Here is a 16526-nt window from a genome sequence, read left to right as displayed (position 1 = left end):
CAGCGTGCAACACCGCGGTCGCGCCGACAAATCCGGCGGCATACGCCCAAGGGCTGGACATGTCCGGCAGTTCCAAACCATGGGCCACGCCGTGGAACAGCGCGAACAACGCCGTGGCACCCAGCGCCATGAACAATGGCGGCCGCACCGCCAGCGCAACGGCCAGGCCCAGAGCCAGCACCGAAGCGGCAATCCCGCTTTCCAGCGCCGGCAACGCCAGGCCCTCAAAGCCCAATAAGCCGCCCAGCAGCATAGTGCCGACGAAGGTGCAGGGCAGCGCCCAACGTGCCGCGCCTTTTTGCTGGGCGGCCCACAAACCGACCGCCACCATGGCCAGCAAATGGTCGAGACCACCCAATGGATGGCTGATACCCGCCACCAGGCCGTTGTCACCGTGACCCGGGTGAGCGAAGGCCAGGGCTGGGGCGAGCAGCAGGCTGGCGGCGGCGAAGAGTTTTTTCAGGTTCATGGACAGCTTCCTTATGGGTTGATCAGGCCGCGGTCAGCAGGCCCTGGCGTTCGATGAAGGCGACGATCTCATCCAGGCCGACGCCGGTTTTCTGGTTGCTGAACACAAAGGGTTTACCGTTGCGCATGCGTTGGGTGTCGCTGTTCATCAGCTCCAGCGAGGCACCGACCAGGGGCGCCAGGTCGATCTTGTTGATCACCAGCAGGTCGGATTTGCAGATACCCGGACCGCCTTTGCGCGGCAGCTTGTCGCCGGCCGACACATCGATCACATAGATGGTCAGGTCCGACAGTTCCGGGCTGAACGTCGCCGACAGGTTATCGCCGCCCGACTCGACCAGGATCAGGTCCAGGCCGGGAAAGCGTCGGTTGAGTTGGTCCACCGCTTCCAGGTTGATCGAGGCGTCTTCACGGATCGCCGTGTGCGGGCAGCCGCCGGTTTCCACGCCGATGATGCGTTCGGGCGCGAGGGCCTGGTTGCGCACCAGGAAGTTGGCGTCTTCGCGGGTATAGATGTCGTTGGTGACCACCGCCAGGTTGTAGCGATCGCGCAAGGCCAGGCACAGGGCCAGGGTCAGGGCCGTCTTGCCGGAGCCCACCGGGCCGCCGATGCCGACACGCAAAGGTTGTGTGTTCATGTGCTTCTCCAAAATAAAAGGCGCCAAAGTAAACGCGTCTATGAACGGAACAGTCGGCTGTACTGGCGCTCGTGGGCCATGCACGCCAGGGACAGGCCGAACGCGGCGCTGCCCAAATGGTTGGGATCGATGCGGCCGGCGTCCTGTTGGGCGTGTTGCAGCAGGGGCAGCAGTTCACTGGTCAGGCGCTGCGCGGCTTGTTGGCCGAGGGGCAGGGTTTTCATCAGCACGGCCAGTTGGTTTTCCAGCCAGCTCCACAGCCAGGCGGCGAGGGCGTCATCCGGGCTGATGCCCCAGGCGCGTGCGGCCAGGGCCCAGCCCAACGCCAGATGTGGCTCGGCGTGTTGTGCGAGAAAACCTCGAGCCGCGTCGTCCAGTTCCGGCAGGCCGTTGAGCAGTTGCTGCAGGGAGTACCCCATCTGCCGGCTCTCCTGATACAGCTCGCGGGTCTCGCGACTGGCGCGGTGTTCTTCGCACCGTTGCGCCAGTTGCGCCCAATCGCCGGCCACGGCGGCGCGGCAATGCGCGAGCAACAGTGGCGCTTCGAAACGGGCGAGGTTGAGCAGCAACTGGTCGCTGATCCAGCGGCGGGCGCCGGCCGCGTCCTTGACGCGGCCATTCTCCACGGCCATTTCCAGGCCCTGGGAATAGCTGTAGCCGCCAATCGGCAATTGCGGACTGGCCAGACGCAGCAGCGCCCAGGCTGGGTTCATAAACGCACGCCGAATTGATGCAGCTTCGGCGGGTAGTTGAAATCTTCATCGCCATGACGTGAATGATGGTGCCCGCCGCCGTAGGCCCCGTGTTCCGGTTGGAACGGCGCTTCGAGGCTTTCGGTCTGCGCGCCCAACTGTTCAAGCATGGCCTTGAGCACGTAATCATCCAGCAGGCGCAGCCAGCCGTCGCCCACTTGCAAGGCTACATGGCGATTGCCCAGGTGATACGCGGCGCGGGTCAGTTCAAATGCGTTGCGGCAGGTGACGTGCAGCAATTGTTCAGGGCGCGCGCAGACACGCACGACACGTCCGTCTTCAGCCTGTAGGAACTCGCCATCGTGCAGCGGCGGCTGGCCACGCTCCAGGAACAGGCCGACGTCTTCGCCGTCGGCACTGAAACAGCGCAGGCGGCTTTTGCTGCGTGCTTCGAAGTTCAGCAGCAACTCGGCGGCCCAGAGGGCTTGCGGGGCGATTCGGCGGTGGATCACCAGCATCAGAAGGCTTCCAGCTATGAGCGATAAGAGAGCTAGAGCAAGGGGCTTGCCAATCACGTGTGGGAGTAGGAATTCCCTGTAGGCAAACAGGCCGTGCCACCGAATAGGGCGTCAGCCAATTTGCGGTCTGCGTCAACTTGGTGCGTCAGCTTGGTGGGCGGCACTGAATCTGGGCGTTTTGCGTTGATGTCGTGTGCTGTTTGTATGAGTTTGCTCTCATTTATTTCGCGCCGGTGTTTTTCGGACTTTTCCTACGCGGTAACCGGATTCGGCGTTCAAAAAGTTACGCGCTGTTTCTTTAGGATTTGCGCCGTCTTAACACCACAGCGATGTTCATCATGTTCAAGTCATTTTTCTTTTTAGTCCTTTTCAGTCTCTCTTGTGTCATCTCATCGGCCTCGGCCAACCTGAAATCCCAATCGACCTTCGGCTCTTCGTTGCAAGGTGTTCCATCGTCTTCGGTGGCGAATGTGATCGACCGCGCCCATGCCTTGCTGGGTACGCCTTACAAATGGGGCGGCCGCTCGGTCGAGCAGGGTTTTGATTGCAGCAGTTTCCTGGTCTATCTGTTCAAGACCGAGGCCAACATTCATATCCCGCGGACCACGGCGGCGATGCACCGTTCAACGGCCGCGACCGTCAAACGCAACGAGCTCAAGCCGGGGGACGCGGTGTTTTTCAAAGGCAACGGGCGCGGCCAGGTCAGCCATGTGGGCCTGTATATCGGCGAAGGTAAATTCATTCATTCGCCGCGCACCGGCAAGAACGTGCGTATCGATTCGCTCGGCAACAACTACTGGAACAAGAACTACACCACCGCCAAGCGTTTCCATAAGGCGGGCTGACGGCTTACTCGGTGCTGCCGAGGCCCTGCCAGTGCTTGAGGCCAATGAAGATAAAGCGCAACTGCTGGGTGATTTTCGCCTGGGGCGTGAGATGGGCGGGCAGCGCGTGGGCGGGCGGGTCGATGATGTCGGGCAGGGTGGCGAACACACTTTTGACGATCAGGTCGGCCATCACGTGCAGGCCGTCGGCATCCAGGTGCTGGAGCTTGGGCATCAAGGTCAGGTCGGCGGCCAGGTCACTGGTGATGTCTTCGCGCAAGGCGCCGATGGCTTGGCGCACGGCGAGGCAGCCACCGTACTGTTCGCGGGCCAGGAACAGGAATTGCGAGCGATTGGCTGAGACCACATCCAGGAAGATCCGCACGGACGCATCGATAATGCCGCCCATCACGAATTCGTTGTGGCGCACCAGGCGGATCGTGGCGCGGAAGGTCTGGCCGACTTCGCTGACCAGCACCAGGCCCAGTTGGTCCATGTCGGCAAAGTGACGATAGAACCCGGTGGGCACGATCCCGGCCGTCTTGGCCACTTCGCGCAGGCTCAGGCTGCCGAACCCACGGCCGCACTCCATCAGATGGCGGGCTGCGTCCATCAGGGCGAGGCGGGTCTGTTGCTTCTGTTCGGCACGGGGCAGCATGGCAGGCGGGCTTTGTCGGCAAGTACAGCGACGCACTCTAGCAAAACCGCTTCATTGACGTCGAACTTGGCGGGGGATTGCGGCTTGGATACGTGACACATTCTGCAAAAAGTCAAAAGCCCGATCCAGGGATCGGGCTTTTTTTAAGGCCACCACGGGCTTAGCTCTGAGCTTGATGCAGTTCTTGCAGGCGGTCAGCACCACCTTCAGCAACACCTTCGGTGTAGGCGCGCTTGTTGGCTTGTTCAGCACCACCTTCAACCAGACCTTTCTCTTCCAGGCGGTTGCGGCCGTTTTCGGTCACGCCTTCAGCGTAAGCGCGTTTGTTGGCTTGTTCCGAACCATTTTCAGCAACGGCACCTTTGGCGTAGTCACGGTTCTCTTCTTCTTGCGACCCGCTACGGGCGAGGGTTTGGCTGAACTGAACGGCATCGGCTTTGACTTGTGGGATCGCTTGTTCAGCGGCCGGCAGGGCAAAAGCACTGGAAGCGAGGACAGACAGCAGCACGGTAGCGAGTACTTGGCGTTTCATGATCGGTTGTTCCTTGGGAGGGCAATTAAGTGGGTACGGGGCTAATGCTACTCTCGATAAGTCGATATAAAAGTTCATAAACGCAATGGTAATAATCAACGGAATTGATTGTTCCCGTAGGAGGCTCTAAGTCGGACCTCTCAAGCCCGCGGTTTTGCACCGTACTGGGTATTTTCCACACGCACCTGGGCACCAATGGTGCGCTGGCGTAGGGAAAATCTGTCGAATCGGTCAGGAAAATGGGTTTTTCCTGGCAAAACACCGATCGGGTTAAACCCCAGGGTGGTTTGCCAGTCCTAGCTGTATAAGCTGTCTTAAGGGCTGTGACTCGGCCAGTCGTATTCAGGAGTTCTGTGCAATGACGCGCACTCGTAAAATCGTCGCTTGGTGCTGCGCCAGCATCGTTCTGTCAATCGTCGTGGCGGTGGTGTTTTTGCTGTTCTTCGACTGGAACCGCATCAAACCGCCGCTCAATGCCAAGGTCTCCGAAGAGCTGCATCGCCCGTTTGCCATCAATGGCAACCTGGCGGTGGTGTGGCGCCGTGAACTGGACGAGGGCGGCTGGCGTGCTTGGGTGCCATGGCCCCATGTAATCGCCGAAGACCTGAGCCTGGGCAACCCCGAGTGGTCGAAAAAACCGCAAATGGTCACGCTCAAGCGTGTGGAGCTGCGTATCTCGCCGTTGGCCTTGCTGGTGCAACGCGTGGTGATCCCGCGCATCGACCTCACCGAGCCGAGCGCCGAGTTGCAGCGCCTGGCCGATGGACGTGCCAACTGGGTATTCACATTCGATCCCAAGGACCCCAACGCTGAGCCCTCCAACTGGGTGGTAGAGATCGGCGCCATCGGCTTCGACAAGGGCCACGTGACGCTCGACGACCAGCCCCTCAAAACCCAGCTGGACGTGATCATCGACCCGCTGGGCAAACCCATTCCGTTTGGCGAAATCGTCGGCGATGCCGATGCCAAAAAAGTCTTGGAAAAAGGCGCGGCCCCCCAGGACTACGCGTTCGGTCTTAAGGTCAAAGGCCAGTACCACGGCCAGAAACTCGACGGCAGCGGCAAGATCGGCGGCCTGCTCGCTTTGCAGGACGCGGCCAAGCCGTTCCCGCTGCAAGCCCAGGTGAACATCGCCGACACCCGCATCGCCCTGGCCGGCACCCTGACCGACCCGCTCAATCTCGGCGCCCTGGACCTGCGCTTGAAACTCGCAGGCGCAAGCCTGGGCAACCTGTACCCGCTGACCGGTGTCACCCTGCCGGACTCGCCGGCCTATTCCACCGACGGGCACCTGATCGCCCAACTGCACCAAGCCAGTGGCGCGACGTTCCGCTACGAAAACTTCAACGGCAAGATCGGCGCCAGCGATATCCACGGCAACCTGGCCTACGTCGCCAGCCAGCCACGCCCCAAACTCAGCGGCACGCTGGTGTCCAATCAACTGTTGATGGCCGACCTTGCCCCCTTGATCGGTGCTGATTCCAACGCCAAGCAAAAGGCCCGGGGCGGGATGAGTAAACAGCCGGCGACCAAAGTACTGCCGGTGGAAGCCTTCCGCACCGAGCGTTGGCGTGACATGGATGCCGACGTCGAATTCACCGGCAAACGCATCGTCCACAGCACCGACTTGCCCTTCACCGACCTCTACACGCACCTGGTGCTCACCGACGGCGAACTGAGCCTGCAACCCCTGCGGTTCGGCGTGGCTGGCGGCAAGCTCGATGCGCAGATTCGCCTGAACGGGCGCGTCACGCCAATGGAAGGCCGCGCCAAATTGACCGCGCGCAACTTCCAGCTCAAGCAGTTGTTCCCGACCTTCGAACCGATGAAAACCAGCTTTGGCGAACTCAATGGCGATGCGGATATTGCCGGGCGCGGCAACTCGGTGGCGGCGTTGCTGGGCTCGGCCAACGGCGACCTGAAGATGCTGATCAACGACGGCGCCATCAGCCGGGGGCTGATGGAAATCGTCGGGCTCAACGTGGGCAACTACGTCGTCGGGCGTTTGTTTGGCGACAAGGAAGTGAAGATCAACTGCGCAGCGGCGGACTTCGGCATCAAGACCGGGCTCGCGACCACACGCTTGTTTGTGTTCGATACCGAGAACGCGATCATCTACATCGATGGCACGGCGAACATGGCCTCGGAGCAGCTTGACCTGACCATCACCCCGGAGTCGAAAGGCTTCCGCCTGTTCTCCCTGCGCTCACCGCTGTATGTGAACGGTCCGTTCATCAAACCGAATGCCGGCGTGAAAGCCGTCCCCCTGGCACTGCGCGGCGCCGGCATGGTTGCGCTGGGGATCATCGCCGGCCCGGCCGCCGGGTTGCTGGCACTGGTCGCGCCGAGCGGGGACGTGCCCAATCAGTGCGCGCCGTTGTTGCAGCAGATGAAGGAAGGCAAGGCGCCTAAGACTGTGAAAGGCTGACTCGGCGCAGTTCGTAAGAAAAGGCGACCCTCGGTGCTAATGCCAGTCAGTTAAGCGATAGAGCGGGCAACCGCTAACCCGTGGCGAGGGAGCTTGCTCCCGTTGGACTGCGTAGCAGTCCCCTCTGTTGGGGCCGCTTCGCGTCCCAGCGGGAGCAAGCTCCCTCGCCACAGTGACAGTGGTCTTCCCTACCTGCTCACACTATCGTCCATGGCGGGGATGGCCCTGTCATGGTTTCTGACGACCTGACGGTCAAAAGGGGAAGCTGGCTAACCCGCTCCCCCTTTTTTATACGCAGTCATTTACAGGCTTTCGAGAATATCCGCCATATCGTCCGCATGCTCTTCTTCCTGAGCCAGGATTTCTTCAAACAGGCGGCGAGTGGTCGGGTCTTTATCACCGATGTACTGGATGATTTCGCGATAGCTGTCGACCGCAATCCGCTCGGCGACGAGGTCTTCGTAGACCATTTCCTTCAAGTTGTTGCCGGCCACGTATTGCGCGTGGGCGTTCTTCGACAGCAGGTCCGGGTTGAATTCGGGCTCGCCACCCAACTGCACGATACGTTCGGCGAGTTTGTCGGCGTGTTCGGCTTCCTGGGTCGCATGTTCGAGGAATTCTTCCGCAGCGATCTGCGCTTTCACGCCGCTGGCCATGAAGTAGTGGCGCTTGTAGCGCAGCACGCACACCAGTTCAGTGGCCAGCGAGGCGTTGAGCAGGCGAATGATCTCTTCGCGGTCGGCGCCGTAGCCTTCGGTCACGGCGCCGTTTTCGACGTTCTGGCGGGCGCGTTGGCGCAGGGTCGCAACGTCAGTCAAGTGTGCTTCAGTCATCTCAATCTCCTGGTGCTAATCCGGTTTTACGCCACGCTCTGCCGGCGTGATCGCTCCAAGTTGTGAGTCGTGCGCAACGCAAAAAGTTTTATTGGATTTACCGGCAGGTGTCATCAGCGCGTCGCCGGATTGGGTTAGCCTGCTCGCATCCTTTCTTGATCAAGGACGTTCGCTTCATGTCGCAGTCGTTAGCCACGCGTTACCCCTTGGTGCAGGTAACCGTTGAGGGGGTCGTGGGCGCTGGTCTGGTCGGTGACCATGTCCGGGCGCACGCCGCGCTTGACCAGCTCCGGCAGAATTTCGGCGGCGTTGCCCAGCAGGGCGATGGAGATCGCTTTGCCTTCCTGGGTGTACTTGGCGATGCGCGCCAGCGCGTCGTCGAGGTCGCTGGCTTGTTCGTCGACATAGCGGCTGTTCAGGCGCAAATCGATGCTGACCTGCTGGCATTCAATGTTCAGCGAGCACGCGCCGGCCAGGGTCGCGGCCAACGGTTGCGCGCCGCCCATGCCGCCGAGGCCGGCGGTCAGTACCCAACGGCCTTTGAGGTTGTTGTCGTAATGCTGGCGGCCGGCCTCGACGAAGGTTTCGTAGGTGCCCTGGACGATGCCCTGGCTGCCGATGTAGATCCAGCTGCCGGCGGTCATCTGGCCGTACATGGCCAGGCCCTTGGCGTCCAGTTCGTTGAAGTGTTCCCAACTGGCCCAGTGCGGCACCAGGTTGGAGTTGGCGATCAGTACACGCGGGGCATTGCTGTGGGTCTTGAACACGCCGACCGGTTTGCCCGACTGCACCAGCAGGGTTTCGTCGTCGTTCAAATGGGTGAGGCTCTCGACGATCTGGTCGTAGCACTCCCAGTTGCGCGCCGCACGACCGATGCCGCCGTACACCACCAGCTCTTTCGGGTTTTCGGCCACTTGCGGGTCAAGGTTGTTCATCAGCATGCGCAGCGGCGCTTCGGTCAGCCAGCTTTTGGCGGTGAGCGTGTTACCGCGGGCGGCGCGGATTTCGACGTCACGGTATTTTGTAGGCTTAGCGTTAGAAAAATCGGTCACAACCAGAACTCCTCAGCGATCGATGCGCGAACTGGATGCGTGCGAAGTTGACTCTTACGCACACACCTTTACTTGTACATACAAGCATATGCAATCGAGCGGCCAACTTGATGAGTGAGTCGTGGGGATTTTTTTTGCGAACACGTGGGAGCCTTGGAAATTAAGGCTTCTAGGCTTGATGAAATTTCTTGCGAGGGCGGTTTGCAGCGAGGAGGTTTGACAGCAACGCTGCGGGTTTGCGCCACGCTGGGGCGTTCGGTAACAAAGTGGTGCGGGGTGCTGGAAACAGATCGCAAAAACAGTGGGAAACAATGTGGGAGGGGGCTTGCCCCCGATTGCAGTGGGTCAGCTACAGATAAGCTGACTGGTCCACCGCTATCGGGGGCAAGTCGAATCGTCGCACCGCCCCTCCCACATTTTTTAACCGAGTCGAGTCAGTTCGATCAGGCAGCAGCGGCCCGTGACCGAGATATCCAACAAGCCGGTATTAGCGTCCACCTGCAGGCAATCATGATGACCCAACACCTGACCGAGCACCGTCACCTCATCGGCCACACTGAACACCAACACAGTCTGCGCCGTACTGAAAAAACGCTGCACCCCATCCACCCACTGCAACCGCGCTTGGAAACGCTGGGGCGAATAGATCAGGTTGAAATCGCGGATCGGCCCGCTGATCAGGCGGCACGACACCTGGCTGTCACCCTTGAACGCGAACGGTTGCAGCGGCAACAACCCACGCTGCTCCTCGCCGTCCACGGTCAGGACCATGCCCGCGCCGTTGATCACCGTGATCACGCGCTGGTAACCGGCGAAGGCGGAAAACCCGCCCGACTCGCCGATATCGGCAATCGACAGGCGCCAGCCAAAGCCCTCCAGGCCATGGCCGCCATCGCGGCTGATTTCTTCGGTGCTGCCGCCACCGTTTTTCCATGGCATGCGCACGTAATTCGCGGCGCGCCAGACGGTCACGGCACTCATTTACTGAAACGTCCTTCCAGGCTATGACGCGAACCTGGGTGGATCAGGCGCGCGGCAGTCACCGGCTGGCGACCGGACCAGGTGCGTCGACGAATCAACAGGCACGGCTCGCTCGGTTCGATCTGCAGCAACTTGCACTCGGCCGCATCGGCGAGGATCGCTTCGACCACGTGCTCGCCCTCGGTCAACGGTGCGACCTGGTTCAAATAGGCGTAGGGCGTTTGCTGGGTGAAATCCTGCTGCAGGTATTCCGGCGCGACCAGGGCGTTGACGAAGCGGTCTTCGATTTGCACGGGAATATCGTTTTCAAAGTGAACGATCAGCGAGTGGAATACCCGCCCGCCTTCGCGCATTTCCAGGGCAACGGCGCGCTCGGAACCGGCCGCCTCTTCGCCCAGGGTGATGACCTGGCAGGTGTGCCGATGACCACGGGAGGCGATCTCATCGGCAATGTTGTGGACTTCAAACAGCGCCGACTGGCTCTTGGGCTCGGCGACAAACGTGCCGACGCCTTGCATGCGCACCAGCAAACCTTCGGCGGTGAGTTCGCGCAGGGCGCGGTTGATGGTCATGCGGCTGAAACCCAGCTGGCTGACCAGTTCACTCTCCGACGGCACGCGGTAATGGGGCGGCCAGTTGCCGCTGAGGATCTGCTGGCTGATCATCTGTTTGACGCGGGCATACAAGGGCGCCGGACTTTCGTCCAGGTGGGCAGCCAGTGAAGACTTGGCGGGCGGAGTCGGCACGGGGAATCCTTGCAGGGGAAAAAGATGCATAGATTGCCGGAGTTTACCGAGCAGGCAAACGTCTGTATATGTATATACAAATAAACACACGACCGGGGTGCCTTGAACATGTCCGCTTTCTTTGCCGAACGCGCACTGCTGCCTGATGGATGGGCCAACGATGTACGTCTTGAGGTCGGCGCTGATGGCCTGCTGACCCACGTTGCGGCCAATGCCAGTGCAGACGGCGCCGAACGGCTCAGGGGCCCGGTGTTGGCGGGCATGCCGAACCTGCACTCCCACGCATTCCAACGTGCCATGGCGGGCTTGGCCGAAGTGGCCGGCAACCCGAATGACAGCTTCTGGACCTGGCGCGAGCTGATGTACCGCATGGTCGGCAAGACCAATCCGGAGCAACTGCAGATCATCGCGCGCCAGTTGTATATCGAGATGCTCAAGGCCGGTTACACCTCGGTGGCGGAGTTTCATTACGTCCACCATGACGTCAGCGGCCAGCCCTATGCCGACCGCACGGAACTGTCGCGGCAGATCAGCCAGGCGGCCGCCAGCAGCGGGATCGGCCTGACGTTACTGCCGGTGCTCTACACCCACGCAGGGTTTGGTGGCCAGGCACCCAATGAAGGCCAGCGACGGTTTATCAACAGCAGCGAACATTACCTGGACCTGCAGGCGCGCCTGAAACCGATCCTCGCCGCACAACCGGCGCAGCAGTTGGGCTTGTGTTTCCACTCCCTGCGCGCCGTCACGCCGCAACAGATCAAAGAAGTATTGGCCGCCAGCGACAAGGCCTGCCCGGTGCATATCCACATCGCCGAGCAACAGAAAGAAGTCGACGACTGCCTGGCCTGGAGCGGCAAACGCCCGCTGCAATGGCTGTACGACAATGTCGACGTCGATGAACGCTGGTGCCTGGTACACGCCACCCATGCCGATCCTGCGGAAGTGACGCGCATGGCCAACAGCGGCGCAATTGCCGGTTTGTGCCTGACCACCGAAGCCAACCTGGGCGACGGGATTTTTCCGGCGGTGGATTTCCTCGCCCAGGGCGGGCGCATGGGCATTGGTTCCGACAGCCATGTGTCACTGAGCGTGGTGGAAGAACTGCGCTGGCTGGAATACGGCCAACGCCTGCGCGATCAGCGGCGCAATCGCCTGTATCGCCACGATCAGCCGATGGTCGGCCGCACACTGTTCGATGCCGCGCTGGACGGCGGCGCCCAGGCGCTGGGCCAGCCGATTGGTCGGCTGGCAGTGGGCAAGCGCGCCGATTGGCTGGTGCTGGACGGTAACGATCCGTACCTGGCGACGGCGACGGCGGACGGGATTCTCAATCGCTGGCTGTTCGCCGGCGGCGATCGGCAGGTGCGCGATGTGATGGTCAACGGCAAGTGGGTTGTGCGCGACGGGCGGCATGCCGGTGAAGAAGAGAGCCGCCGGGCGTTCACCCAGGTTTTGAGAGAGTTACTCGGTTAAAAATGTGGGAGGGGGCTTGCTCCCGATAGCGATGTATCAGTATCAGATGTGCTGACTGACACACTGCAACCGGGAGCAAGCCCCCTCCCACAATTGGATTTGTGCTGATCCAGGATTATTGCGAGGTCTTCGCCATCTGTTTGTCCGACGTGCGCCAGATCAAACGTGTGGTGTCATAACCCTGCTGCTGCGCCCTGCTCAGCAGGTCTTCGCGGGTGTCGGCACTGACCGTCGGCGTGCGCGACAAGATCCACATATAGCGCCGGCTCGGGCTGCCGACGAGGGCGGTCTTGTAGTCATCGCTGACGTACAGCACCCAGTAGTCGCCCTTGGCGACGCCCGGCAACAGCGCGGTAAACCAGTTATTGAATTCCACCCAGAGCTTGTCGGTCTTGCCCGGCACTTGCGGCGTGGCCGTGCCCTTGGCTTCTTCCCACTTCCATTCTGTCGTCAGGCAGCGGTTGAACACCGACATATCGCCATCTGGCAGCAGTGTGTAGCGGGCCTCGGACTGCGCGCAGTTGCGCTGGAAGTACATCGGTAATCGCGCCAATTCGTACCATGTGCCCTGGTAACGCTTGAGGTTGACGTTACTCGCGGTCTTAGGTTGCAGATCATCGCCAGAATGGCTGGCGCAGCCCGCCAAAAACAGGCTGGCGCAAAGAAACAAAACAAAACGCATCATTCTTCTTCTCCCGCAGGCTTTCGCCCCGGTTTACTTCAGGCCTTGCCCGGAAAACATCAGAACCTTGTCACCGGCATATTGAACGCTGATAAAGCTGTTTTTATCGCCCCAGGTGCAGCTGGACATGCCCAGCGCGCCGGAACAATCGGTCGGCTTACCCAGCAACGACTCCACTTCGGTCTTGGCCATGCCAGCCGAAAGCTTCGCGTAATTTTCCTGATTGACCTTGCTGCAAGCGGCCAATAGCACGCAAAAAGCCAGCAAAGCGAGACGGCGTAACGACATGGAATAACTCCTGGAGGGACAAAGCAGGTTGGGGATCTGCCAGAACTTAGAAGGGAAAACAGGTGTCTGGTTCCCGACGAACGAAAACAAAAAAGCCCCGAAAACGCTGAAACGTTTCGGGGCTTCTTATCGTTCAAGACTTCACGTCTTGAACCCGGCGAGAGCGCTTGCGCCCTGCCACCGTTACTGCTTGTGGTAGCCGGTCACACGCTCAACTTCTTCCTTCGAACCCAGGAACACCGCCACTCGCTGGTGCAGGCCTTCGGGCTGGATGTCGAGGATACGCTGGTGGCCGTCGGTGGACACACCGCCTGCCTGTTCAACCAGGAACGACATCGGGTTGGCTTCGTACATCAGGCGCAGTTTGCCCGGCTTGGACGGCTCGCGGCTGTCACGGGGGTACATGAACACGCCACCCCGGGTCAGGATGCGGTGTACGTCGCCAACCATCGCCGCGACCCAGCGCATGTTGAAGTTTTTCTTCAACGGGCCGTCTTCGCCTTCCATCAACTCGTTGACGTAGCGCTGGACCGGTTCTTCCCAGTGGCGCTGGTTGGACATGTTGATCGCAAATTCCTGGGTAGCCGCAGGAATCACGATGTCTTCGTGAGTCAGGACGAAACTGCCCATTTCGCGGTCCAGGGTGAAGCCTTTGACGCCGTCGCCCAGGGTCAGGACCAGCATGGTCTGCGGGCCGTAGATCGCATAACCGGCGGCAACCTGCTGGGTGCCCGGCTGCAGGAAGGCCTTTTCGTTCAGGGCTTCGTTCTGGCTCAGGTGTTCGTTCGGGCAACGCAGTACCGAGAAGATGGTGCCGACCGGGGCGTTGATGTCGATGTTGGACGAACCGTCCAGTGGGTCGAACACCAGCAGGTAGGCGCCTTTCGGGTATTTGCCCGGGATCTGGTAGGCATTGTCCATTTCTTCGGACGCCATGCCGGCCAGGTGACCGCCCCATTCGTTGGCTTCGAGCAGGATCTCGTTGGAGATCACGTCGAGTTTCTTCTGCACTTCGCCTTGGACGTTTTCGGTGCCCATGCTGCCCAGGACACCACCCAGCGCGCCTTTGGACACGGCGTGGCTGATTTCCTTGCAAGCACGCGCCACCACTTCGATAAGGAAGCGCAGATCGGCAGGCGTGTTGTTGCTGCGGGTCTGCTCGATCAAATAGCGACTCAGGGTAACGCGGGACATGGAAGGCTCCGATGTATGGGGGGGGCTAAAAACCCGCGCAGTTTAACGCGAGTCGGGGCGTATTTCCTCCTATCAGAGGATTTAAACCCAATAGAGTTCATGGACTTTATTTAACGCGCCGCCGCAGGCTTGCGCAGCAAACTGTAGGCCATGGCCCCCAGCGCCGCCACACCGAGCAGCAATACGGCCCAGAGCCCGAGTTTTTTCCAGTTCGGCTCGGTGTCGACAGCAGCTACCAGCGCAGGCGACGTGACCGCGACTTCCCCGGCCACCTTCGCCTGCCCCAAGGTGTTAAGACGCTCGGCGCTGTAGTCAGGGATCAGGGTCGACAGCGGCAGGTTCGCCGCCTTGGCCGACGCGTTCCCCAGTGCCAGGGTGAACGGCGGCTCACCTCGCGCCAGGAACACCAACTGCGTGGCACGCACGGCAACCTGCAGGGTCGGCGCGGCAGCGCCCAGGCCACCGCCGCGCTCATCCACCTGCAACTTGAGTTCGGCGACCGCCTGGCCCGGCAACTGCAATTGATCCTGCACCACGTCCTGGCCGTTCTGGGTCAGGCGGTACAGTAAACCGTTGCTCAGCGGCTGCCAGGCTTGCTTGCTGTCACGCCGCCCCGACAGGGTCACGGGCGCCAGCGTATTGGGTTGTGTCAATTCGACGCGCAGGCGCTCGACATTCAGCCCCGCCGGTAACTGCCAGGTGTATTCCCCCGCCTGGAGCCGCGTGCCAGAAAGCGGCTGCGACCACACCCATGGCGTCGGCTGGCTACTGCGGGTGGCACTGACCAATTTGGCCGAGGTCAACAGCGGCGCTGCCTGACCCTGCCACAACAGGCGCAGGTAACGCGCCGGTTGCCCCGGCAGGCTGACGTCATGCTGCTCGACGCGCTCGTCGGCAAACGACAAGCGCGCCACTTGCCCGTCGCCCCAGGGCGTCCAGTGCTGCAAGTCATCGCTGGCTTCAATGCTGAACCGCTGGAAGCCTTCTTGCTCGTGACTCCAGTCCAGGCTCAGTTGCTGCAACGGGGCCTTGATTGCACTGGCGTCGAGCACCCAGCCGCGCAGCACCTGCTGGCCGGCCGCGGAGGCTGTGGAGGGGCGCACTTCCAGCAAGGTGCCTTCGGCGCTGGACTTCATCACCACCGCCGGCAAGGTTTCGCGGGTGTCGGCAGCGTACAGCGGGAACCACTTCACATCGGCAACGTTACGGTTTTCGGTGTGTTGCGCGGACTGGCGCGACAGCGCATAGGCCTGGGGCTCGCCGGCGGCGTTGAACACGCGCAGATCGCTGAGGTCGGCCTGGCGGGCGCTCAGTTGCACGGCCAACGGCAATTCGAGGCGATACCACGGGCCGTTGCCGCTGACGCTCAGCGGCACCTGGGTGGTGAAGTCGGCGGGTGTTTCCTGGGCCCACACCGACAACGTCGCACACACGCCCACTACCGCCACGCTCAACTTACCGATCAAGAGGATGCTCCTTCAGTTTCCAACACAGGTTAGGCACGCTTGGGCGGCAGCGGTGCGAAATAACCCACCACCAGCAACAGCCCGCCTACGCCAATGAACGACACGATCCGCGCCAAGCCGCCACGATTGCTCAGCTCGACAAAAAACAGCTTGGCCACCACCACGGCAATCAGCGCCGCGCCGATCAGCCACACTTCGCGACGATGGCGCAGGTGACCGCCGATCATCAGGCCGAGGGCGATCAGGGTCCAGACGATCGACAAGCCGGCTTGCACCAGCATCGACTCCAGCAACGCGTCCAACTGGAACGGCACGCCACCCCAATGGTGGGCTGTGCGCATCACCAGCGCGGTGAAGAACGCAAACAGCGAAACCCCCGCCACACCCTGGGCGATCCATTGCGCACGCGGCCCGCGCTGCGGCGCCACACTGCGCGACCACAGATACACACCGAGCAGGGCAAACAGCAGGCCCAGGTCCAGTGGGTTAATCAGCGGTACATACGGCAAAGGCTCGGCCGTACCGTCACTGAAACTATTGGCCAGCCAGAACCAGCCGAGCATCAGCACCGCCAACGGCAGCGCCGCCAGCACTCGATACTCTTTGGGATAGGCCGACACCGGCCACGGCCAACTACGTGGCGCAGCCGCCAGCACCAGGTAGAGACTCGGCAAAATCGCCCAGCCCAGCCAGCGCCAGGCGTTGTATTCGCTCGACAGCAACAACAGGCCGTAGCGCAACTCCAGCGCCAAGACGCCGATCAACATCCAGCTACCCAACACGTGGGCAACGCTCAATACGTTGGCCGGAGCCACCGCCGCCAAGCGCCGCAACGAGATGAAATGCACCGCGAACACCGCCAGCCAGGCCAGCCAGCCGAACTGCGCCGCCGGGTGATAGTAGCTATGCGCGGATACCAGTAACACCGCAGCCGCAGCCGGCATCAGCAAGGTGCAGAGCATACCCAGCGAGGCCCAGCGCAGGCGCGCCGCGAACAGCGTCCAGATCGCCACGCTCACCGCTGCGATCCCCAGCAGGAACGCGCCCTGCAGC

17 protein-coding genes and 1 pseudogene are annotated in these 16526 nt (G+C 61.4%); 3 read left to right on the top strand and 15 right to left on the bottom strand.

The window, feature by feature from the left end:
- The 4 genes from L9Z73_RS11960 to ureE all read right to left on the bottom strand — a co-directional run.
- Positions 1–469, bottom strand: a 469-nt coding sequence (locus L9Z73_RS11960; protein ID WP_247400554.1) for a HupE/UreJ family protein, incomplete at its 3' end; no start/stop codon positions are given.
- A 22-nt stretch (positions 470–491) separates the two neighbouring features.
- Positions 492–1106 carry an urease accessory protein UreG gene (gene ureG, locus L9Z73_RS11955; RefSeq protein WP_247400553.1) on the bottom strand — a complete coding sequence of 205 codons (615 nt, stop codon included), beginning with the start codon at positions 1104–1106 and terminating at the stop codon, positions 492–494.
- A 38-nt stretch (positions 1107–1144) separates the two neighbouring features.
- Positions 1145–1819: an urease accessory protein UreF gene (locus tag L9Z73_RS11950; RefSeq protein WP_247400552.1), complete on the bottom strand. Its 675-nt coding sequence runs from the start codon at positions 1817–1819 to the stop codon at positions 1145–1147.
- On the bottom strand, positions 1816–2316 hold the full coding sequence (gene ureE, locus L9Z73_RS11945) for an urease accessory protein UreE (RefSeq protein WP_247400546.1): 501 nt from the start codon (positions 2314–2316) through the stop codon (positions 1816–1818). The genes L9Z73_RS11950 and ureE overlap by 4 nt, the downstream gene beginning before the upstream one ends.
- A 338-nt stretch (positions 2317–2654) precedes the next feature.
- On the opposite strand from ureE, the gene L9Z73_RS11940 reads away from it, so the two are divergent.
- Complete coding sequence (locus tag L9Z73_RS11940) at positions 2655–3161, top strand: C40 family peptidase (RefSeq protein ID WP_247400544.1); 507 nt, start codon at positions 2655–2657, stop codon at positions 3159–3161.
- A 4-nt stretch (positions 3162–3165) separates the two neighbouring features.
- Here L9Z73_RS11940 and L9Z73_RS11935 read toward each other — a convergent pair whose 3' ends face one another.
- Positions 3166–3798, bottom strand: coding sequence for a TetR family transcriptional regulator (locus L9Z73_RS11935; RefSeq protein WP_247400542.1), 633 nt, complete (start codon positions 3796–3798; stop codon positions 3166–3168).
- 160 nt (positions 3799–3958) lie between these two features.
- Complete coding sequence (locus L9Z73_RS11930) at positions 3959–4330, bottom strand: hypothetical protein (RefSeq protein ID WP_247400557.1); 372 nt, start codon at positions 4328–4330, stop codon at positions 3959–3961.
- A gap of 358 nt (positions 4331–4688) precedes the next feature.
- Here L9Z73_RS11930 and L9Z73_RS11925 point away from each other — a divergent pair, with 358 nt between their 5' ends.
- On the top strand, positions 4689–6758 hold the full coding sequence (locus L9Z73_RS11925) for an AsmA family protein (protein WP_247400540.1): 2070 nt from the start codon (positions 4689–4691) through the stop codon (positions 6756–6758).
- Between the two features lie 302 nt (positions 6759–7060).
- Here L9Z73_RS11925 and L9Z73_RS11920 read toward each other — a convergent pair whose 3' ends face one another.
- The 4 genes and pseudogenes from L9Z73_RS11920 to hutC form a co-directional block, all read right to left on the bottom strand.
- Positions 7061–7591, bottom strand: coding sequence for a ferritin-like domain-containing protein (locus L9Z73_RS11920; protein ID WP_247400538.1), 531 nt, complete (start codon positions 7589–7591; stop codon positions 7061–7063).
- A gap of 203 nt (positions 7592–7794) precedes the next feature.
- A pseudogene (gene hutU, locus L9Z73_RS11915) lies at positions 7795–8643 on the bottom strand (urocanate hydratase); the annotation flags it as partial.
- Between the two features lie 420 nt (positions 8644–9063).
- Positions 9064–9624 carry a HutD/Ves family protein gene (locus L9Z73_RS11910; protein WP_247400536.1) on the bottom strand — a complete coding sequence of 187 codons (561 nt, stop codon included), beginning with the start codon at positions 9622–9624 and terminating at the stop codon, positions 9064–9066.
- Positions 9621–10400, bottom strand: coding sequence for a histidine utilization repressor (gene hutC, locus L9Z73_RS11905; RefSeq protein ID WP_247400535.1), 780 nt, complete (start codon positions 10398–10400; stop codon positions 9621–9623). Before hutC ends, L9Z73_RS11910 begins: the two co-directional genes overlap by 4 nt.
- A 78-nt stretch (positions 10401–10478) precedes the next feature.
- Between hutC and L9Z73_RS11900 the strand changes: the two genes are divergently transcribed.
- The gene (locus L9Z73_RS11900; protein WP_247400533.1) at positions 10479–11843 is read left to right on the top strand and encodes a formimidoylglutamate deiminase; all 1365 of its coding nucleotides are present in this window, start codon (positions 10479–10481) and stop codon (positions 11841–11843) included.
- A gap of 115 nt (positions 11844–11958) precedes the next feature.
- Here the strand turns inward: L9Z73_RS11900 and L9Z73_RS11895 are convergent, their stop codons facing one another.
- The 5 genes from L9Z73_RS11895 to L9Z73_RS11875 form a co-directional block, all read right to left on the bottom strand.
- The gene (locus L9Z73_RS11895) at positions 11959–12528 is read right to left on the bottom strand and encodes a lipocalin family protein (protein ID WP_247400531.1); all 570 of its coding nucleotides are present in this window, start codon (positions 12526–12528) and stop codon (positions 11959–11961) included.
- A gap of 30 nt (positions 12529–12558) precedes the next feature.
- Complete coding sequence (locus L9Z73_RS11890; protein WP_247400529.1) at positions 12559–12813, bottom strand: outer membrane protein assembly factor BamE; 255 nt, start codon at positions 12811–12813, stop codon at positions 12559–12561.
- Positions 12814–12996: 183 nt separating this feature from the next.
- Positions 12997–14007 carry a class 1 fructose-bisphosphatase gene (locus L9Z73_RS11885; protein ID WP_247400527.1) on the bottom strand — a complete coding sequence of 337 codons (1011 nt, stop codon included), beginning with the start codon at positions 14005–14007 and terminating at the stop codon, positions 12997–12999.
- Between the two features lie 110 nt (positions 14008–14117).
- Positions 14118–15470: a DUF3999 domain-containing protein gene (locus L9Z73_RS11880; protein ID WP_247400555.1), complete on the bottom strand. Its 1353-nt coding sequence runs from the start codon at positions 15468–15470 to the stop codon at positions 14118–14120.
- Between the two features lie 32 nt (positions 15471–15502).
- The coding region (locus L9Z73_RS11875) for a DUF2339 domain-containing protein (RefSeq protein WP_247400525.1) at positions 15503–16526 on the bottom strand (1024 nt) is incomplete at its 5' end.

Source organism: Pseudomonas emilianonis (genome assembly GCF_023072625.1).
Lineage (GTDB): Bacteria > Pseudomonadota > Gammaproteobacteria > Pseudomonadales > Pseudomonadaceae > Aquipseudomonas > Aquipseudomonas paraveronii.
Note: the sequence above shows the minus strand (reverse complement) of the source record. Positions and strands in the feature narration are given on the sequence as shown.

Excerpts from the sequence above, each read along its gene's own strand:
- ureG (WP_247400553.1), bottom strand. The coding sequence starts at position 1,106 with ATGAACACACAACCTTTGCGTGTCGGCATCGGCGGCCCGGTGGGCTCC.
- L9Z73_RS11950 (WP_247400552.1), bottom strand. The coding sequence starts at position 1,819 with ATGAACCCAGCCTGGGCGCTGCTGCGTCTGGCCAGTCCGCAATTGCCG.
- ureE (WP_247400546.1), bottom strand. The coding sequence starts at position 2,316 with ATGCTGGTGATCCACCGCCGAATCGCCCCGCAAGCCCTCTGGGCCGCC.
- L9Z73_RS11940 (WP_247400544.1), top strand. The coding sequence starts at position 2,655 with ATGTTCAAGTCATTTTTCTTTTTAGTCCTTTTCAGTCTCTCTTGTGTC.
- L9Z73_RS11935 (WP_247400542.1), bottom strand. The coding sequence starts at position 3,798 with ATGCTGCCCCGTGCCGAACAGAAGCAACAGACCCGCCTCGCCCTGATG.
- L9Z73_RS11930 (WP_247400557.1), bottom strand. The coding sequence starts at position 4,330 with ATGAAACGCCAAGTACTCGCTACCGTGCTGCTGTCTGTCCTCGCTTCC.
- L9Z73_RS11925 (WP_247400540.1), top strand. The coding sequence starts at position 4,689 with ATGACGCGCACTCGTAAAATCGTCGCTTGGTGCTGCGCCAGCATCGTT.
- L9Z73_RS11920 (WP_247400538.1), bottom strand. The coding sequence starts at position 7,591 with ATGACTGAAGCACACTTGACTGACGTTGCGACCCTGCGCCAACGCGCC.
- L9Z73_RS11910 (WP_247400536.1), bottom strand. The coding sequence starts at position 9,624 with ATGAGTGCCGTGACCGTCTGGCGCGCCGCGAATTACGTGCGCATGCCA.
- hutC (WP_247400535.1), bottom strand. The coding sequence starts at position 10,400 with ATGCATCTTTTTCCCCTGCAAGGATTCCCCGTGCCGACTCCGCCCGCC.
- L9Z73_RS11900 (WP_247400533.1), top strand. The coding sequence starts at position 10,479 with ATGTCCGCTTTCTTTGCCGAACGCGCACTGCTGCCTGATGGATGGGCC.
- L9Z73_RS11895 (WP_247400531.1), bottom strand. The coding sequence starts at position 12,528 with ATGATGCGTTTTGTTTTGTTTCTTTGCGCCAGCCTGTTTTTGGCGGGC.
- L9Z73_RS11890 (WP_247400529.1), bottom strand. The coding sequence starts at position 12,813 with ATGTCGTTACGCCGTCTCGCTTTGCTGGCTTTTTGCGTGCTATTGGCC.
- L9Z73_RS11885 (WP_247400527.1), bottom strand. The coding sequence starts at position 14,007 with ATGTCCCGCGTTACCCTGAGTCGCTATTTGATCGAGCAGACCCGCAGC.